The sequence below is a fragment of the Nonomuraea roseola genome (assembly GCF_039535395.1).
GTDB lineage: Bacteria > Actinomycetota > Actinomycetes > Streptosporangiales > Streptosporangiaceae > Nonomuraea > Nonomuraea roseola.
In genome coordinates this window covers 936028-953304 of record NZ_BAAAXC010000015.1, presented here as the reverse complement: position 1 = coordinate 953304, position 17277 = coordinate 936028, and the positions used below count along the sequence as shown (strand labels likewise).

At 66.0% G+C, this 17277-nt stretch carries 14 protein-coding genes and 1 pseudogene; 8 read left to right on the top strand and 7 right to left on the bottom strand.

All coding sequences use genetic code 11. The features are described from left to right. The first annotated feature begins 5 nt into the window (after nucleotides 1–5). The 3 genes from ABFX55_RS27495 (at nucleotide 6) to ABFX55_RS27485 (ending at nucleotide 4041) form a co-directional block, all read left to right on the top strand. Nucleotides 6–1382, top strand: coding sequence for an L-serine ammonia-lyase (locus tag ABFX55_RS27495; protein WP_346125638.1), 1377 nt, complete (start codon nucleotides 6–8; stop codon nucleotides 1380–1382). Between the two features lie 141 nt (nucleotides 1383–1523). After that, the gene (locus tag ABFX55_RS27490; RefSeq protein ID WP_346125636.1) at nucleotides 1524–3005 is read left to right on the top strand and encodes a class I adenylate-forming enzyme family protein; all 1482 of its coding nucleotides are present in this window, start codon (nucleotides 1524–1526) and stop codon (nucleotides 3003–3005) included. Nucleotides 3006–3024: 19 nt separating this feature from the next. Further along, on the top strand, nucleotides 3025–4041 hold the full coding sequence (locus ABFX55_RS27485; RefSeq protein ID WP_346125634.1) for an FkbO/Hyg5 family chorismatase: 1017 nt from the start codon (nucleotides 3025–3027) through the stop codon (nucleotides 4039–4041). Nucleotides 4042–4069: 28 nt separating this feature from the next. Here ABFX55_RS27485 and ABFX55_RS27480 read toward each other — a convergent pair whose 3' ends face one another. Beyond that, nucleotides 4070–4933 carry a DUF72 domain-containing protein gene (locus tag ABFX55_RS27480; RefSeq protein ID WP_346125632.1) on the bottom strand — a complete coding sequence of 288 codons (864 nt, stop codon included), beginning with the start codon at nucleotides 4931–4933 and terminating at the stop codon, nucleotides 4070–4072. On the opposite strand from ABFX55_RS27480, the gene ABFX55_RS27475 reads away from it, so the two are divergent. Both ABFX55_RS27475 and ABFX55_RS27470 read left to right on the top strand, forming a co-directional pair. Next, nucleotides 4932–6440, top strand: coding sequence for a recombinase family protein (locus ABFX55_RS27475; protein ID WP_346125630.1), 1509 nt, complete (start codon nucleotides 4932–4934; stop codon nucleotides 6438–6440). The genes ABFX55_RS27480 and ABFX55_RS27475 overlap by 2 nt on opposite strands. Before the next feature lie 863 nt (nucleotides 6441–7303). Further along, nucleotides 7304–8125, top strand: a complete 822-nt coding sequence (locus ABFX55_RS27470; RefSeq protein WP_346125628.1) for an alpha/beta hydrolase — start codon at nucleotides 7304–7306, stop codon at nucleotides 8123–8125. On the opposite strand, the gene ABFX55_RS27465 is transcribed toward ABFX55_RS27470, so the two are convergent. The 3 genes from ABFX55_RS27465 to ABFX55_RS27455 all read right to left on the bottom strand — a co-directional run bounded on the left by ABFX55_RS27465 (nucleotide 8122) and on the right by ABFX55_RS27455 (nucleotide 11366). Continuing rightward, nucleotides 8122–9462: an NsdA family TPR-like regulatory protein gene (locus ABFX55_RS27465; protein WP_487047402.1), complete on the bottom strand. Its 1341-nt coding sequence runs from the start codon at nucleotides 9460–9462 to the stop codon at nucleotides 8122–8124. The two genes, ABFX55_RS27470 and ABFX55_RS27465, sit on opposite strands and share 4 nt — an antisense overlap. A gap of 1052 nt (nucleotides 9463–10514) precedes the next feature. Next, a complete protein-coding gene (locus ABFX55_RS27460) occupies nucleotides 10515–10643 on the bottom strand; it encodes a hypothetical protein (RefSeq protein WP_346125624.1) in 129 nt (42 codons plus the stop codon). Between the two features lie 30 nt (nucleotides 10644–10673). Then, on the bottom strand, nucleotides 10674–11366 hold the full coding sequence (locus tag ABFX55_RS27455) for a gamma-glutamyl-gamma-aminobutyrate hydrolase family protein (RefSeq protein ID WP_346125622.1): 693 nt from the start codon (nucleotides 11364–11366) through the stop codon (nucleotides 10674–10676). A gap of 107 nt (nucleotides 11367–11473) precedes the next feature. Between ABFX55_RS27455 and ABFX55_RS27450 the strand changes: the two genes are divergently transcribed. Beyond that, on the top strand, nucleotides 11474–12571 hold the full coding sequence (locus tag ABFX55_RS27450; RefSeq protein WP_346125620.1) for an RNA-guided endonuclease InsQ/TnpB family protein: 1098 nt from the start codon (nucleotides 11474–11476) through the stop codon (nucleotides 12569–12571). Nucleotides 12572–12611: 40 nt separating this feature from the next. Here the strand turns inward: ABFX55_RS27450 and ABFX55_RS27445 are convergent, their stop codons facing one another. Genes ABFX55_RS27445 through ABFX55_RS27435 form a run of 3 tightly spaced genes read right to left on the bottom strand, consistent with a single transcriptional unit; the run spans nucleotide 12612 to nucleotide 16117 of the window. Further along, on the bottom strand, nucleotides 12612–13376 hold the full coding sequence (locus ABFX55_RS27445) for a 3-oxoacyl-ACP reductase (protein WP_346125618.1): 765 nt from the start codon (nucleotides 13374–13376) through the stop codon (nucleotides 12612–12614). A 42-nt stretch (nucleotides 13377–13418) separates the two neighbouring features. After that, entirely contained in the window at nucleotides 13419–14762 is a 1344-nt protein-coding gene (locus ABFX55_RS27440; protein WP_346125616.1) for an aldehyde dehydrogenase family protein, read from the bottom strand. Then, nucleotides 14759–16117, bottom strand: a complete 1359-nt coding sequence (locus ABFX55_RS27435) for a glutamine synthetase family protein (RefSeq protein WP_346125614.1) — start codon at nucleotides 16115–16117, stop codon at nucleotides 14759–14761. Before ABFX55_RS27435 ends, ABFX55_RS27440 begins: the two co-directional genes overlap by 4 nt. Nucleotides 16118–16192: 75 nt before the next feature. On the opposite strand from ABFX55_RS27435, the gene ABFX55_RS27430 reads away from it, so the two are divergent. Beyond that, nucleotides 16193–16897, top strand: coding sequence for a FadR/GntR family transcriptional regulator (locus ABFX55_RS27430; protein ID WP_221241898.1), 705 nt, complete (start codon nucleotides 16193–16195; stop codon nucleotides 16895–16897). A 9-nt stretch (nucleotides 16898–16906) separates the two neighbouring features. Beyond that, nucleotides 16907–17131: pseudogene (locus ABFX55_RS49995) on the top strand (DUF6185 family protein); the annotation flags it as partial. Nucleotides 17132–17277 lie beyond the last annotated feature (146 nt).

Sequence of the window (17277 nt, the reverse complement as noted above, 5' to 3'; positions counted from 1 at the left end):
TATCAATGGCGATCAGTGTCTTCGACCTCTTCAAGATCGGTATCGGCCCGTCGAGCTCCCACACCGGCGGCCCGATGGCCGCCGCGCACAAGTTCGCCCGCGGCCTGCAGGCCGACGGGCTGCTGGAGCCGACCGCTCGCGTCGAGGCCATCCTGTACGGCTCGCTCGGCCTGACCGGCAAGGGCCACGGCAGCGACAAGGCCGTGCTGCTCGGCCTGTCGGGCGAGAAGCCCGAACTCGTCGACGTCGACACCGTCGACGCCCGCCTGGCCCAGATGCGCGAGGCCGGACGCATCAAGCTGTTCGGCGAGCACGAGATCCCGTTCGTCGTCGGCGAGGACCTGATCTTCGAGCGGAAGATCTCGCTGCCCGAACACCCCAACGGCATGCGCTTCACCGCCTTCTCCGACTCCGGGCACAAGCTGCGCGAGAAGGTCTACTTCTCCGTCGGCGGCGGTTTCGTCGTCGACGAGAACGCCACAGGGGCCGACCGCATCAAGCCGGACGACACCGTGCTGCCGCACCCGTTCACCAGCGCCGAGGAGCTGCTCAAGCACTGCTCCAACACCGGCCTGTCGATCTCGGGGCTGATGCTGGAGAACGAGAAGGCCTTCGGCCGCACCGAGCAGGAGATCCGCGAGCAGATCCTGACCCTGTGGCGGGTGATGTCGGAGTGCGTGCGGCGCGGCATCGGCAAGGAGGGCGTGCTGCCCGGCGGGCTGCGCGTCAAGCGCCGCGCCCACCAGTTGCACCGCAAGCTGCAGGCCGAGTCGGCCGAGCGTGACCCGCTGCACGCGATGGACTGGGTCGGCCTGTACGCCCTGGCCGTCAACGAGGAGAACGCCGCGGGCGGCCGGATCGTCACCGCGCCCACCAACGGCGCGGCCGGCATCATCCCGGCCGTCATGACCTACTGCGCCAAGTTCGTGCCCGGCTTCGACGACGACGGCGTGGTGCGTTTCCTGCTCACCGCCGCGGCGATCGGCGTGCTGTTCAAGGAGAACGCCTCCATCTCCGGTGCCGAGGTCGGCTGTCAGGGCGAGGTCGGCTCGGCCTGCTCGATGGCCGCGGCCGGGCTGACGGAGGTGCTGGGCGGCACGCCCGCGCAGGTGGAGAACGCCGCGGAGATCGGCATCGAGCACAACCTCGGCCTGACCTGCGACCCGATCGGCGGGCTGGTGCAGATCCCGTGCATCGAGCGCAACGCGGTGGCCTCGATCAAGGCGATCGCGGCGGCCCGTATCGCGATGCGCGGCGACGGCCAGCATTTCGTGTCGCTGGACAAGGCCATCAAGACGATGCGCGACACCGGGCGCGACATGCTCGACAAGTACAAGGAGACCTCACGCGGCGGCCTGGCCGTCAACGTCATCGAATGCTGACAGCTTTTCAGGAAGCCCATCCGGACAGCGGGCGGTCAGGGAGCCAGTGGCCGCCTCCACCTTTTCACGGCTCTTGACGCCACTCCACCGGCCGCTGTAGAAAGCTCGCGACGATCATGACGGTCGGAGGAGAGCTGTTCCATGACGGGCACCGACAATCTCGCCGAACATCTTGCCAGGATCGCTCGTGAACAGGGGTGGCTCGAGCGCCACGCCTACCTCGCCGACGGCGCCGTCCACCGCTACGCCGACGTCTTCGAGGGCGCCGACCGGATGGCGGCCTACCTGTCGGCCTCAGGTGTACGCCGGGGCGAGCGGGTGCTGGCCTCCCTGCCCGACGGCATGGACCTGATCTGGACCATCCTCGGGACGCTCCGCCTCGGCGCGATCGTCGCCCTGGTGAACACCGACCTCCACCCCGACGAACTGCGGCAGACGGCCGAGCTCGCCGGAGCTAGGCTCATCGTCGCCGACCCCCGCGTCGCCGACGTCTTCGACGGCCCCACCGTCACACCCGCCCTCATCAGGGCCGAGCAGGACCAGACCGCCGTGCCGCCGGTGGCCGACTGCGCGCAGGACACGCCCGGCATCGCCCTGCTCACCTCGGGAACGACCACGGGCCGCCCCCGCCTCTGCTTCCACACGCACGGCGACCCTCACGTCTTCGACTCCGCGTTCGGCAGCGTCCTCGACCTGAGGCCCGGCGACGTGAGCCTCTCCGTGTCCCGCATGTACTTCTCCTACGGGCTCGGCAACACGCTCTTCTACCCGCTGCTCAGCGGGAGCGCGGCCGTCCTCACGACGCGACGCCCCACGCCCGCCGAGGCGCTCGCCGCGATCCGCGATCTCGGCGTCACCGTGTTCTACGCGCAGCCCAGCTTCTACGCGAGGCTGCTGGCCGAGCCCGACCTCTCGCCGCTCGCCGGTCTCCGGCTGGCGATCACGGCCGGAGAGGTGCTCGCCCCCGCCCTGGAGGGCGCCCTGCGCGAGGTGCTCGGGGGACGGCTGCTCAACGTTCTCGGCACCACGGAGGTGGGCCAGGTCTTCGCCGCGAGCCCGCCGTCCGAGACCAGGGAGGGCACCGTGGGCAGGGCGCTGCCACCCTTCCGTATACAGCTGGTCGACGACGAGGGCGAGCCCGTCCCCTCAGGCGCCGAGGGCAACCTGCAGGTCGCGGGGCCCACCATCGCGCCCGGCATCGGCTCCCCTGCGGAGAGCCCTCGCCACGGCGAGAGCAGCTGGTGGCCCACGGGCGACACCGCCACCATGGACGACGACGGCTACCTCCGGGTCCTCGGCAGAGCCGACGACATCGAGATCGTCGGTGGGCAGAACGTGCACCCCGCCGAGATCGAGGACGTGCTCGCGCGGCATCCGCTCGTGCTCGAAGCGGCGGTCTGCTCGACCCGGGCGCAGGACGGCACGTCGAAGCTGCTCGCCTACCTCATCGCCAAGGGCGACGAGTCGGACCACGCCACGATCCGCGGCGAGCTGACCGACGCGGCCAAGAAGCAGCTGACCTGGTACAAGGTGCCGTCGGAGATCGTCTTCGTCACCGAGCTCCCACGAACCTCGACGGGCAAACTCAGCAGGCGAGACTTACGGGCCAGGGCAGCGGGCTGACCGGCAGGAGGCGGCACCGATGGCGACATACCCGAACGGACTGCGTAGCCGACTGGTCCGGCCCCACGAGAAGCCGCCCTCAGGGCGACACCTCCTGGGCCGGGTCGCCTTCCTCGACCATCACCGCGCCCCGGCCGTCCGCGACGGCGTCGCCGACATGGGCGTGCATCTTGCCCGTGACGAGAGCGCCCTGGTCACCGAGGTGTGGGAGACGGACGCGCCCCCCACGCCGGGCATGTACCAGGATCTCGCCTACGCCCACGACGGCGAGTACCTCTTCTGCGCGGGCCAGATCCCGGAAGGCGGGTCCTACCGCGAGCCGGTGCGCGAGGACTACGGGGCGGCCTTCGACCTGATCGGCGAGCTCGGCTATCCGCACGTCATCCGGATCTGGCACTTCATCGACGACATCAATGGCGCCAACGCCGACGGCATGGAGATCTACAGGGACTTCTGCCTCGGCAGGGCGGAGGCGGTGGACCGCCGTCTCGGGCCGTCCGGCGACATGCCCGCCGCGACCGGGATCGGCTCTCTCGGCGGTGGCATCAGCTGGTACCTGCTGGCCTCCAGAAGCGGACGGGTTCGCCACCTGGAGAATCCGCTGCAGGTTCCCGCTCCCTCCTATCCCCACAGGTACGGCCCCCGCCCGCCGAAGTTCGCGCGCGCCACCTCCCTCTCGCCCCCGGGCCTCGACGGCGCCGGCGACATCTTCGTCGCCGGCACGGCCAGCATCCTCGGTCACGAGACGGTCCACGAGGGCGACGTCGCCAAGCAGTGCGACGTCACCCTCGCCAACATGGCGAAGGTCCTGAGCAGGGAGAACCTGCTGGCCCACGGGATCGACGACGGCCGGACCCTGAAGGACCTCCGCTACGTCAAGGTCTACGTCCGACGCGAGGAGGACCTCGAGGCCGTCCGCACCGCGTGCGCCGAAGCCTTCTCCGACACGGCCGAGATCGTCTACTTCACCGTGGACATCTGCCGCTCGGACCTGCTCGTGGAGATCGAAGGCATCGCCCCGCGGCCGCCGGCGTGAGCGGAGGAGGGCCTCGGCAAGGGCGGGCTCAGAAGAGGGTCAGGGGCTCGACGGGCAGGGGGTCGGGCAGGGGGTCGAGTTCGGGGAGCTCCGCGCGCACCTCGTCGTGGAAGCGGCGGGCGAGCGGAAGGGCGTCGGCGTTGTCAGGGGTGTGGATGAACACCGTCGGGGAGCGGCCCTCGCGCAGCCACTCGGTGACCGTGCCGACCCAGTGCCGCCACCCCTCGACCGTGCGCTCCGTGGAGTCCCTTCCGAGGTAGCGGACGATCGGGCGGTCGGTGAGAGCGCGCGACCTGCGCGGCACGCGGGGCTTCTTCGTCCAGGCGTCGCGTTCGGCGTCGCTGGTCGGAGGGCTCTGGAAGAGCGTGGTGGTGTCGAAGGGGATCCACTCGGCGCCGGCGTCGGCCAGAACCCGCTCGAGGAGCCGTTCGGAGCGCTCGTCGTCGAAGAAGGCGCGGTGGCGGACCTCCACGGCGTACCTGTGCGAGCGGGGAAGCCCCCGCAGGAAGCCGGCCAGTGCGCCGAGGTCGGTCGGAGCGAACGATCCGGGCAGCTGGATCCACAGGGCGTGGGCCCGGGGTCCGAGCGGCTCCATCGCCTCGAGGAACGCTCGGAGCTCCTCCTCGGCGCCGGTGAGGCGGCGCTCATGCGTGATCGGCTTGGGCAGCTTCACCACGAAGCGGAAGGTCGGGTCGGTCTGCCGCGCCCACGACTCCACCGAGCTGCGCGCCGGTGTCGCGTAGAACGTCGTGTTGCCCTCCACCGCGTCACACCAGGACGCGTAGGCCCGCAGGCGCTCGCCTTGAGGCAGCGGAGACGGCAGGAAACGCCCCTGCCATGGCGCGAGCGTCCACATCGCGCATCCCACATGCAGTTTGTAGCGTGGGTTCATGGGTTTAGAAGATCGAGAACAGTCACGAAGACACCGTAGCCTGGCCAGGCTCACCCATCCAGACGAAGACCGACGAAATCGCGATGCATGGCGCGGACAGGAAGCGGCGATTTACTGCCGCATTTCCCACGTACGCGATGAGGATCAAACAGGCGTGGACCGGCAGGAGCGGATTTGCCTCGCGACCGCTGAACGTCTCGGGCTCATAGTGAACCCCAAGAACATCTTCATCGACAATAATCGCTCCGCGTGGACGCGGGACAGGAAGCGCCCGGGATGGGATTCCCTCCTCGCTGCGATGCGCAAAGGGATCACACATGTGATCGCCTACCATCCCGACCGGCTCATGCGTCAACCACGGGACTTAGAAGAGCTGCTGACGATCTCCGACGAGCACGGGATCACGCTGCATGGGGAAGCCAATCGCCGCGACTTGTCCGACCCTGACGACAGGTTCTTTCTTCGTATCGAGGTGGCGCACGCCTGCCGATCCTCAGACGACACCTCACGCCGGGTAAAAGCCACGATGCTGGACAGAGCGAGGGACGGCAAGCCGAAAACCGGCGGCAGGCGGCGCTACGGATATGCGCCGAACGCAGTGGACGTCATCCCAGAAGAAGCCAAGGTAATCCGCTGGATATTCGAGAGCTTCCTCGATGGCATGACGCCGTTCCAGATGGTGGAAGACCTCAACCGGCGCGGCGTGAAAACTGCTCAAGGAAAGCTCTGGCGTCTCAATACCCTGCTCAACGTGATCGATTCCACTCACGTCGCCGCGATCATGGTGTTCAGAGGGAAGCAGATCGGCAAAGGGACATGGCCCGCGATCATCGATGAGGGTATGTGGCGCGAAGCGCAGGAACGACGCTCCTTCCGGTCCGCCGCTTTCAAAGAAACCCACACGCGGACCAGGTTCTACCTCCTCCGGGGAATCGTCTACTGCACTGCTTGCGGACGCCTCATGGTCGGGAGGCCCATGACTGAAAGCAGGCCCGTTTACCTGTGCGGCTCGCACAGGAACCCCGACAAGTCCACTCGCTGTTTCCGCAGCATAGGTGCGGTCACTCTCGAATCATTCGTCAAGGACGCAGCTATTGATCTTCTGGAACGTCTTGACATCACCGGACGAGAGAGGGCCGCTATTCTCTCGGAAGAGGACGAAGCAGCGATAGAAGCCGAACGAACAGAACTCTCAGAACTCAAAGACATGTGGGACAGTCGGGAGATCGACACTGCCGAATATCGTGAGATGCGAAGGGCGGTAGAGAAGCGCATCAAGAAGATCCAGGACAAGACCATAGTGCGGCCTGCCGTCGAAGTGCTCGCAGGAATGGTCGGCCCGGATGCCCGCGCCACCTGGGAAGCACTCGAACAAGCGGGAAAACACGAAAGGCTCAATGCCGTGCTGCGCTTTCTGTTCGCGGCGATAAGAATCAAAGCGGCCGAGTCTCCCGCGACCGGTGTATTCGATTACGGTCGCATCGACATCGATCAGAACACCCTCTAGCCCGTCTGCCCCGAGACCCCGCTTTGGACGGCACCCCTTCCGCTGATCTCCGCCGTTCTCCGCTTACCTCCTCTAGCCAGACCGATCACGCGGCAGTTTGATTAATGCGTGCCAGTCAATTCAGACGCAGTAGTCGATTCATGCGAATCGCTCCGTGACGAGCTGCGCTCGCTGAACATCGCGGCAGATCTTCATGCCGGAGATGGCGTGGCGGCCCTGAGTGTGTGGGTTGATCTGCTCGTGTGGTGCGGAGTGATCAACGGGCAACTGTGCTTCTGGTGGCGAACGGGCCGTTCCAATGAGAACACCGGAAGGCCTGTATACGCATTCCATCCGGCTTTGGACCCATGGACGACCGCACGCCGCGTATCCCGCCGATACCTCGAAGTCAGAGCCAGCGGCCATGGTTCGGCCGATATAGTGCCGCAGTAGGCGGTCGGCGATGCCTGCCCAGAAGAGCCTTATTGACAGAGTGGGGCGTTTGGCTGAATACCATGCCACGCTGTCGCCGCCGCTCTCCAAGGTCCAATTCCTGGATCACTTCGAGCTGGACACGCGGAAAAATGCAGACGGATACACGGCGACGGAGCTATATCACATCTATCTGGCCGCGCGAATTTATGAGCGCAGATATCGATGTGCCGACTCGCTTTGAATGGCGACCCCGCGATGGCCACCCCGGCTGGCTTCTGTCGCTGTGCGTGATCGTCTCACCGTCTCACACCTCGCGCGCGTCTGCGCGCGTAGGCAGCGAATGCGCGCTGAGACGAGACAATGAGACGATGACACGTCGTCACCACGCTTGAGCCCAAGCGGCTCGTCGTTGATGATGAGGTGAACGCCATCCAGCGAAAGGCGACAACATGATCAGCGCTCGCACCACTAGGTTCCGGAGTCTCGATGGATTGGATTTGATCGGGACACTTACTGTTCCCGAACATGCAGCAACCAGTCCAACTGTTCTTGTGCACGGTGGTGGCGTGAATCGTGATGAGGGTGGTTTCTTCACACGCCTTGCTGAAGGGCTGGCTCGTGCTGGCTCCCCATCTCTTCGTTTCGACTTTCGGGGACATGGCGAGAGTTCGGGAACTCAGGAAGAGTTGACCATCTCTGGCGTCGCGAACGACATTCATGCGGCTGTCACGCACGTGCGCGACGCGACAGGAAGCGCCAAGGCCAATATCATTGGCGCAAGCTTCGGAGGCGGCATCGCGGCCTATTACACGTCGCGCAATCCTGCCCTGGTGCGCCGGTTGACACTCATCAATCCTCTCCTCGACTACAAAAGGCGTTTCGTCGACGACAAGCCGTACTGGAATGATGACCGCATTGACATGGAAGCCGGAAACCTGCTTGAGGAAAAGGGTTCGATAGAACATTCCCCAACCTTCAAGCTTGGACGGGCGCTACTCAACGAGGTTTTCCATGTCGAACCACACAAAGCTCTCAGGCATATCTCGGTGCCTACTCTGATCATTCACGGAACGCAGGACACGTTTATACCCATCGAATCCTCCCGGAGCGCGGTCAGCCTCATGGCTGGCAACGCGACATTGCTGGAAATCGATGGGGCACAGCACGGGATCGCGATCCACGATGATCCTCGGTACAGCGATCCGCAAACACAAGCATGGCAGAGTTTCGTCATCGACGAGATCGCAAAATGGCTGACGGAAGCCGACTAGCTTCCAGCTATCGAGCGTAGCTCTTGGACGGATTCCCTTGTCCGCCATCTGTCGAGCATTCCGACAAGACGGGAGACTTCCCGCGCTGTGCGGACAGAGCCCGTTTCGCGCGCCAGAGCCAGAGCCTTGATGCCTAGACCGGATGCCTCGTCAGGCTCGTGTAGAGCAGCGCATGTACCGGCCTTGAGCGACAGGAAGTATCCGTAATCCCGCCGCGAGAACATGTCCTCAGAGAGCCATTCATCGTACAGGCTCCTCGCGTGCTGGTATCTTCCTGCCTCTGTGTAACAGATCGCCACTTGTGCAGCGAAGAGAGCATCGTCGTAGTGCGGCGAAATCTTTTCTGTTGAGCGTTGGCTATCGTGCTTGGCGTTCTCCAGCATTTCGCGAGCCAAGTCGATCTTTCGGTCAATGAGATCGGCTTTTCCAGACAGCATCGCTTGTGCCCTTGCTTCTTGCTGGATGGCCTCCGCACGCACACGGACAGGTATACGCCATGGCCCGTCCTGAACGGCTTCGGCGAGGGTAATCATCCGAACGGCGTTCCGATCGTCCCAGGCGACCTGGCTCTTCTTCAGCAACACGTAGCCCTGCATGGCCAGGTTTCCGGATACTTGCGCCCACTCGATTGCTCGGTCGTGCCAGTAGCTAGCCTGCTCCAGCATCGCCATGTCTCGATAGAGCCACCCAGCGAATTCCGCGACCTGTGCTCCTATGCCGAAGACCTCTCTGCGGATATTCGACTTGGCTTCAGTGCCGGATCTCTCTACCGCAGCGAGCAGCCCGAGAACTATGGGGAGGGTTTGTCGTGGCCCGAACCGCCCATCGCGGTCGGCGCAGAAATCGAGTTGCCTGTCGAAGTAGTGCACAATCTCGCGGTCGGTGTAGCGATGCGCATCCAGAAGCATGGCCGATATGTGTCTGAGCTCATCCAGACCCAGGGCGGGGAACGCCAGGGAGGCCAAACCTCCCATCAGGAGACTGCGTCGTGTCGAGTCCATTCCTTCACGATCATTCTCGCATGATGCGCTGTTTGTGATCTCGGTGGCTTGAATGTCATCGGCGAAGAGTTCGTCTCGATCCATCTGGAATGCGCGTGCGTAAAGCATGCTGTAGAGCGCGCCGGGCATGGCCGATCCCGATTCCCAGGCCCTGATGTTGCGGCAAAGGCTTTCTCGTTTGGGTAGTTGAGTTCGGGTTCTTTCGTCGGCTGCTTCCGCGAGTGCGACAGCCATATCCGTCTGTGACCAGAGGTTTGATTCTCGTTTGGTCCGTAGCCGAATGGCCCATGGCGGAATGGGGGCGGGCGACCCGTGATCATCCTGGTTCTCTGCCATGTGAGTACCCGAGACGCGAGAGGGAAATCGTTGATCCCTACCGTACGCCAGTCCCGCCGGGATGTGCAGGTGATCCTGAGGCTCCAGGAGTCGCTCAGGGTCGTGGCGAGGACCAATGCAGGCACCAATGCCCCGATGGCACGTTTGGGCCCTCCGCGCGCGTTCAGAGGGCCTGCGGGACGGGAACAGTCGCGAGTGCGGCGTATCCGGATATATCGATGGGCGACCTGAAGGGAGAGACACGCCGCGCATGGCCGATCATCACGGACGGTGATCGTCTACGTCCACCAGCCTCGCGCGCGCCTGCACGCGTAGGGGCCGTATTCGTCCGTAGACGAAGACGAAGACAAGCACGCAGCGTAGCTGAAAGGTCCCTGCGACAAACGGAAGGAGGAATGCCCAACAACCCTCTCACCTGGGAGGGAGGTGATATCTGACGACTTCCGCAAACGACAATGGATCAATCGAGGAGGCGACCGCCTGTCGGCGGACTGAACGAAGAAACGAAGCGCAGCGCGCGTTCCATTTGAGACGAGTGACCAGCACATTCAGAACGTCCATAAGCCAGGAAGGAGCACGTCGTCTGGCGCGACTGTTGACCATTGAAGAAACGAACGAACGATGAAACGAAACGGGATCCTGTGAACGACGGCAGGATCCCGTTCTCGTTGACAAGGGGAGCGATGGCTCGAATGTCACCTTCCGTGACTCATTCGGGCCTCGTGCATGTGCACGTGCACGCCCTGAACGTGGCCCTTACGTGCAGACGCGCGCGGCGCGTGCACATGCACAACTCGGGATGACGGTCACTCTTCGTGAGATTCGGCTGAGAGGGTTGATGATCTTCCGCTCTCCCGTAGATGGGACCCTCAACCGACTGTTCACGACAACCTTGCAGGTCAGAACCCATGCTATGAGCAGCGTTTGACCCATCCCACATGAAGCCGCATGGATGCGACGTTATCGAACTCACCAGGCGAGGAAGCCCCTGACCGCCGTCAGCCAGGCTTCCGGCTGGTCGACATGGGCCATGTGGCCCGCCTCCTCCAGGATCACCGCTTTGGGGTACGGCCGACCAGGGAGACATCGGCGCCCTCCAGCGGCGAGGTGTCCCACACCGAAGGATGGGCCTTCCGCCTGCGGGTGTACTCGTCCCATCCGTCGAACGCCCCGTGCGGCACGGGCAGGACGTGCAGGCGCGTCAGGAGAGGCTAACCGGCGGCCCCGACAAGGGCGCGGAACAGGGCGCCGTCCTCCGCCGCCTCGGGGTGCCACTGCGTGGCCAGGGCGAAGCGGTGCCCGGGCAGCTCGACCGCCTCGATGGTGCCGTCGGCGGCGTGCGCGGTGGCCAGCAGCCCGTCGCCGAGGCGGCGGATCGCCTGGTGGTGGTAGTGCGGGACGGTCAGCGGGTCGCCGCCCACGATCTCCGCCATGCGGCTGCCGGGCGTGACACCGACCGGCATGTGCCCGAACTCGCCCGGCGCGGGCGCGTGCCCCGAATGCCCCACCACGTCGGGCAGGTGCTGGTGCAGACTGCCGCCGAGCGTCACGTTCAGGACCTGCAGCCCCCTGCAGATGCCCAGGAAGGGCAGCCCCGCCTTGAGCGCGGCGTCGGCCAGCGCGAACTCCGCCGAGTCGCGGAAAGGCCGGACGAAGCCGGTGCGCTCGTGCGGCGTCTCCGCGTAGAGCGAGGGGTCGATGTCACCCCCGCCCGCCAGGATCACCCCGTCGAGCCTGCCCACGACCGAGGCGAGGTCCCCGGCGGGCGGCAGGATCACCGGCTGCCCGCCCGCGCGCGCCACCTGTTCCACGTACATGTACGGCAGCAGCGCCGTCGTCATGTCCCACACGGTGAACCGCGCGGGCTCGACGTAACAGGTGATGCCGATCAAGGGTCTGTTCATCACGACTTTCATCCAACCGAAGTGCTCGTCACTAGGATGCTGGGGTAGCACGGATCGTCGAACGGGCCTACAAGTACCGCTTCTATCCCACGCCCGCGCAGGCCGACATGCTGTCGCGGACGTTCGGATGCGTGCGCTTGGTCTACAACAAGGCGCTTGAGCTCCGCAGCCGCTCCTATGTCCTGGACGGCAGAGGTGTCTCCTACGGGGAGTCCTCCGCGGCGCTGACCGCGTGGAAGCAGACCGAGGAACTCGCTTTTCTCAACGAGGTGTCGAGCGTTCCTCTGCAGCAGGCCCTGCGTCATCTGCAGCATGCGTTCAGCAACTTCTTCGCGAGAAGAGCCGGGTATCCGGCGTTCAAGTCTCTCAAGAAGTCGAGAGCCGGCGCCGAGTTCACGCGGTCGGCCTTCACCTATGCCTCTGGGGTGCTGAAGCTCGCCAAGATGGACGCACCGCTCGACGTCCGCTGGTCGCGGCCGCTGCCGGAGAACGCTCGGCCGTCCACCGTCACGGTCTCGCGTGACAGTGCCGGTCGCTGGTTCGTGTCCCCGCTGATCGAGGAGGTGGTCATAGCGCTGGCGTCGGTGACGGCTTCGGTGGGCGTGGACGTGGGCCTGTCGGCGCTCTCCACGGGAGAGAAGATCGTCAACCCCAGGACCGAGCGGCTCGATCGGAGGCGACTGGCCAGGGCGCAACGAGACCTGGCCCGGAAGGTGAGGGGCTCGGCCAATCGCGCCAAGGCACAACGCAGAGTGGCCCGCCTGTACGCCCGGATGGCCGATCGGCGGCATGATCACCTGCACAAGATCACGACACGGCTTGTTCGCGAGAACCAAGTGATGGCCGTGGAAGATCTCTCCGTCCGCAACCTCGTCAAGAGAAGATCGCTGGCCCGTGCCGTCTCCGATGCCGCCTGGCGCGGCCTTCGCAGCATGCTGGAGTACAAGGCGGCCTGGTACGGACGAGAGCTCGTGGTGATCGACCGCTGGTTCCCCTCTTCCAAGCTCTGTTCGGCCTGCGGGCTCGTGCGGGGGGACCTGTCTCTCGGCGTCCGGTCGTGGACGTGCGCCTGTGGCGCGGTGCACGACCGGGACGTCAACGCTGCGAAGAACATCCTGGCCGCCGGGCTGGCGGACAGGCAAAACGCCTGTGGAGCTGATGGAAGACCTCAAGGAGAGTTCTCTCCGGCGGGCGGTCGGCGGTGAAGCAGGAACCCGTGAAGGATCTCGCCTTCGGACGGGACGGTCAAAGCGGAGTAACGTACGCCCCCGAGATGCCGCCGTCGACCAGGAACTCGGCGCCGGTGATGAACGAGGCGTCGTCGGAGGCAAGGAAGGCGACCGCGGCCGCGATCTCCGTGGCCTCGGCGAAGCGGCCGACAGGGATGTGCACGAGGCGGCGCTGGGCGCGCTCGGGGTCCTTGGCGAACAGCTCCTGCAGCAGCGGCGTGTTCACCGGGCCGGGGCACAGGGCGTTGACCCTGATGCCCTCGCGGGCGAACTGCACGCCCAGCTCCCTCGACATCGCCAGCACGCCGCCCTTGGAGGCGGTGTAGGAGATCTGGGAGGTCGCCGAGCCCATCACCGCGACGAACGAGGCGGTGTTGATGATGGAGCCCTTGCCCTGGTGCCGCATGTACGGGATGACGTGCTTGCAGCACAGGTACACGGAGGTCAGGTTGACCTCCTGCACCCGGCGCCAGGCGTCGAGGCCGGTCTCCAGGATGGAGTCGTCGTCGGGAGGGGAGATGCCTGCGTTGTTGAAGGCGATGTCGACGCTGCCGTAGGCGTCGAACGCGGTCTGGTACATCCTGACCACGTCGTCCTCGCTGGTGACGTCCGCCTTGACGAACAGGCCGCCGACCTCGTCGGCGGCCTTGGCGCCGCTGGGCTCGTCGAGATCGACGCAGACCACCTTCGCGCCCTCCTCGGCGAACCTGCGCGCGGTGGCCAGGCCGATGCCGCTGCCCGCGCCGGTGATCACGGCGACGCGGTCCTGCAAACGCTGCATGTGTCCTTCTCTCGGTTGCTCTGCCCTGCGCGGGGGCGGTGGTCAGTTGGTGGCGATGAAGACGTTCTTGGTCTCGGTGAAGGAGGCCAGCGCGTCGGGTCCGAGCTCCCTGCCGAGCCCCGACTGCTTGAAGCCGCCGAACGGTGTCCAGTAACGCACGCTGGAGTGGGAGTTCACGCTCAGGTTGCCCGCCTCGACCGCCCTGGCGACGCGCAGGGCCCGCCCGACGTCGCGCGTCCAGATGGAGCCGCTCAGGCCGTACGGCGTGTCGTTGGCGATGCGCACCGCGTCGGCCTCGTCGGTGAACGGGACGACGGACACCACGGGACCGAAGATCTCCTCGGTGAAGGCGCGGTCGGTGACGGAGGAGGTGAGGACGGTGGGAGGGAACCAGAAGCCGGGCCCCGAGGGGCACGAGCCCTGCAGGTAGGGGGTGCCTTCGACGAAGCCGCGCACCCTGTCGAGGTGCTCGGCGCTGATCAGCGGCCCCATCTCGGTGCTCTCGTCGAGTGGGTCGCCGACCTTGACGTTGTGGACGGCCTGCGAGAGCAGGGCGAGGAAGTCGTCGTGGACGGAGGCCTCGACGAGGATCCTGGACCTGGCGCAGCAGTCCTGGCCCGAGTTGTCGAAGACCGCGTAGGGGGCGGTGGCGGCGGCCTTGTCCAGGTCGGAGTCGGCGAAGACGATGTTGGCCGACTTGCCGCCCAGTTCGAGGGTGAGGCGCTTGACCTGCGAGGCGCAGGTGGCGGCGATCTGCTTGCCGACCTCGGTGGAGCCGGTGAACACGATCTTGGCGACGTGCGGATGCTCGACGAGGCGGGCGCCCGCGACCTCCCCCGCTCCTGGCAGCACCTGGAGCACGCCTTCGGGCAGGCCCGCCTCGAGGGCCAGCTCGGCGAGCCTGAGCGCGGTCAGCGGTGTCCATTCGGCGGGCTTGACGATCACCGCGTTGCCCGCCGCGAGCGCGGGGGCGACACCCCAGGTCATGACGACCATCGGGAAGTTCCACGGCACGATCACGCCGACCACGCCCAGGGGCTCGAGGAAGGTGACGTCGATGCCGCCGGCGACGGGGATCTGCAGGCCGTGGTGGCGCTCGGGCGCTCCCGCGTAGAAGTGCAGGACGTCGCGGACGTTGCCCGCCTCCCAGCGGGCGTTGCCGATCGTGTGGCCCGCGTTGGCGATCTCCAGCTGGGCCAGTTCCTCGGCGTGCGCGTCGACCTGCTCGGCGAAGCGCCTCAGCAGGCGGGCGCGGTCGCCCGGCGAGACCTGGCGCCAGGTGTGGAAGGCGGCCCTGGCACGCTCCACCGCCCTGTCGATCTCCGCCGCGTCGGCGAACTCGACGTCGGCGACGACGGTCTCGGTCGCCGGATTGATGATCTTCAAAGTCTCTCGAATCCCCTGAACAGTTCCCAGTCCGTCACGGCCGCCTCGAAGGCGGCCAACTCGACGCGGGCGTTGTTGGCGTAGTGCGCCACGACGTCCTCGCCGAAACTCTCGCGGGCCAGCTTCGACCCTTCCCACAGCGCCAGCGCGTCACGCAGCGTGTGCGGCACGGTCTCGGCACCGCTGGCATAGGCGTTGCCGGTGAACGGCTCCTCCAGCGTCAGCTCGTTGTCGATGCCGTGCAGTCCCGCCGCGATGAGCGCGGCCACCGCGAGGTAGGGGTTCACGTCGCCGCCCGGCACGCGGTTCTCCACGCGCAGCGAGGGCCCGTGCCCCACGAGACGGAGCGAACACGTGCGGTTATCCACACCCCACTTGACCGCGGTCGGGGCGAAACTGCCCGGCACGTACCGCTTGTAGGAGTTGATGTTCGGAGCGTAAAAGAGGGTGAGTTCTCGCAGGCAGGCCAGCTGCCCTGCGATGAACCGCGCTCCTGTCTCCGACAGTCCGTACGGCTGGCTCCCCGCCATGATGGGCGAGTTGTCCACAGACCTCAGCGATATGTGGATATGACAGGAATTGCCCTCGCGCTGGTTCGGCTTGGCCATGAAGGTGATCGACTTGCCCTCCTGGGCGGCGATCTCCTTGGCGCCGTTCTTGTAGACCGAGTGGTTGTCGCACGTGCGCAGCGCCTCGTCGTAACGGAAGGCGATCTCGTGCTGGCCGAGGTTGCACTCGCCCTTGGCCGACTCGACGTACAGGCCCGCGCCCTCCATCTCGAGCCTGATGCGGCGCAGGAGCGGCTCGATGCGGGCCGTGCCGAGCAGTGAGTAGTCGACGTTGTAGAGGTTGGCGGGCGACAGGTCGCGATAGCCGCGCCGCCAGGCCTCCTCGTAGCTGTCGTCGTAGACCACGAACTCCAGCTCGGTGCCGACGTAGGCGGAAAGGCCCCGCTCTTCGAGCCTGGCCAGCTGCCTGCGCAGGATCTGGCGGGGCGAGGCGGTCACGTCGGAGCCGTCCTCCCAGGTGAGGTCGGCCATGAGCAGGGCCGTCCCCTCCTGCCAGGGGATACGCCGAAGCGTGGATATATCGGGCTTCATCACGAAGTCGCCGTAACCGCGCTCCCATGACGACATCTCGTAGCCGTTGACAGTGTTCATGTCGACATCGACGGCCAGGAGGTAGTTGCATCCCTCTGACCCGTGGTGTAGCACCTCGTCAAGGAAGAATCTCGCGGAGAGTCGCTTTCCCTGCATCCTGCCCTGCATGTCGACCAGAGCCAGCAGGACGGTGTCGATCCGCCCCGCTGCCACCTCGTCGCGCAACTCGTCGATGGAAAGGAAGCCAGCCGTCACAGTCACCCTCCCGCGTTATTGGGCTAGTGTTAGACCATTGGCAAGTCAGAGTCAAGAGGGGTGGACTTGAACCCGCTGACGGTGTTGCGCCCGGTGAGGGCCGGCAACGCCTTCGAGGAGACCGTGGAACGGCTGCTCCAGGCGATCAAGCTCGGCATGGTGGCGCAGGGCGAGAAGCTTCCTCCCGAGCGGGAGCTCGCCGTCCAGCTGGGGATCAGCAGGGTCACTCTCCGTGAGGCCATCCGCGCGCTGCAGGAGGCCGGCTACCTGGACGTACGCCGGGGGCGCTACGGCGGCGCCTTCGTCACCTACGCGCCGCCGCCTCCCGGCACGGGAGACCTGCGTCAGGCGGTCGCCGAGATGGGCACCGACTCGCTCGCCGACGCGCTCACCTTCAGAATGGCGGTGGAGTGCGGGGCGGCCCAGGTGCTGGCCTCCACCCCGCTCGACGAGACGCAGCGCGCCCTTCTCCTCGGACGGCTGGCCGAGCTGAACACCGCGCGCCCCGACGAGTACCGGCGCCTCGACACGGCCTTCCACCTGTCGATCGCCGAACTCACCGGCTCCTCGCTGCTCGCCGCCACCTGCGCGGACGCCCGCCTCCGTGTCACCGACCTGCTCAACGCCATCCCGATGCTGCAGGTCAACATCGAACACGCGGCCATCCAGCACGAGGCCATCGTGGCGGCGATCCTCGCGGGAGATCCCGACGGCGCGCGCAGAGCGGTCGCCGAGCACCTGGAGGGCACCGCCGCCCTCCTGCGCGCCTTCCTCGCCTGAACCGTCACGATCCACAACACCAACGTGGACACGCCGACGCTGACCGCCGTCACCGTCGTCACGGTTGCGCGCGCCCATCCCGTGGTGGCCGACCTTCTGGCCGAGCCGGAGGACGGCGTCTACCAGGCCGCTATGAATTGCCTGCTCAACGGCGGTGATCCTCAGGTGCGGTGGAAGGAGAAGCGGGAAAGTCCGCCCCGGATCACGATCGGCGAAGAGACCGTCACCGTCACCGACACGGTCAGGGTGGGAATCGAACTGCTCGGTGACGGTCAAGGTCACGGCGAGCAGGGATCTGTGCGAGGCCGCCGGCTACGGCCGGGTGTGGCATGTGGCCAGGGGCGAGGACGCGGAGGGACGGTGCGTGCCCGACGCGGTGT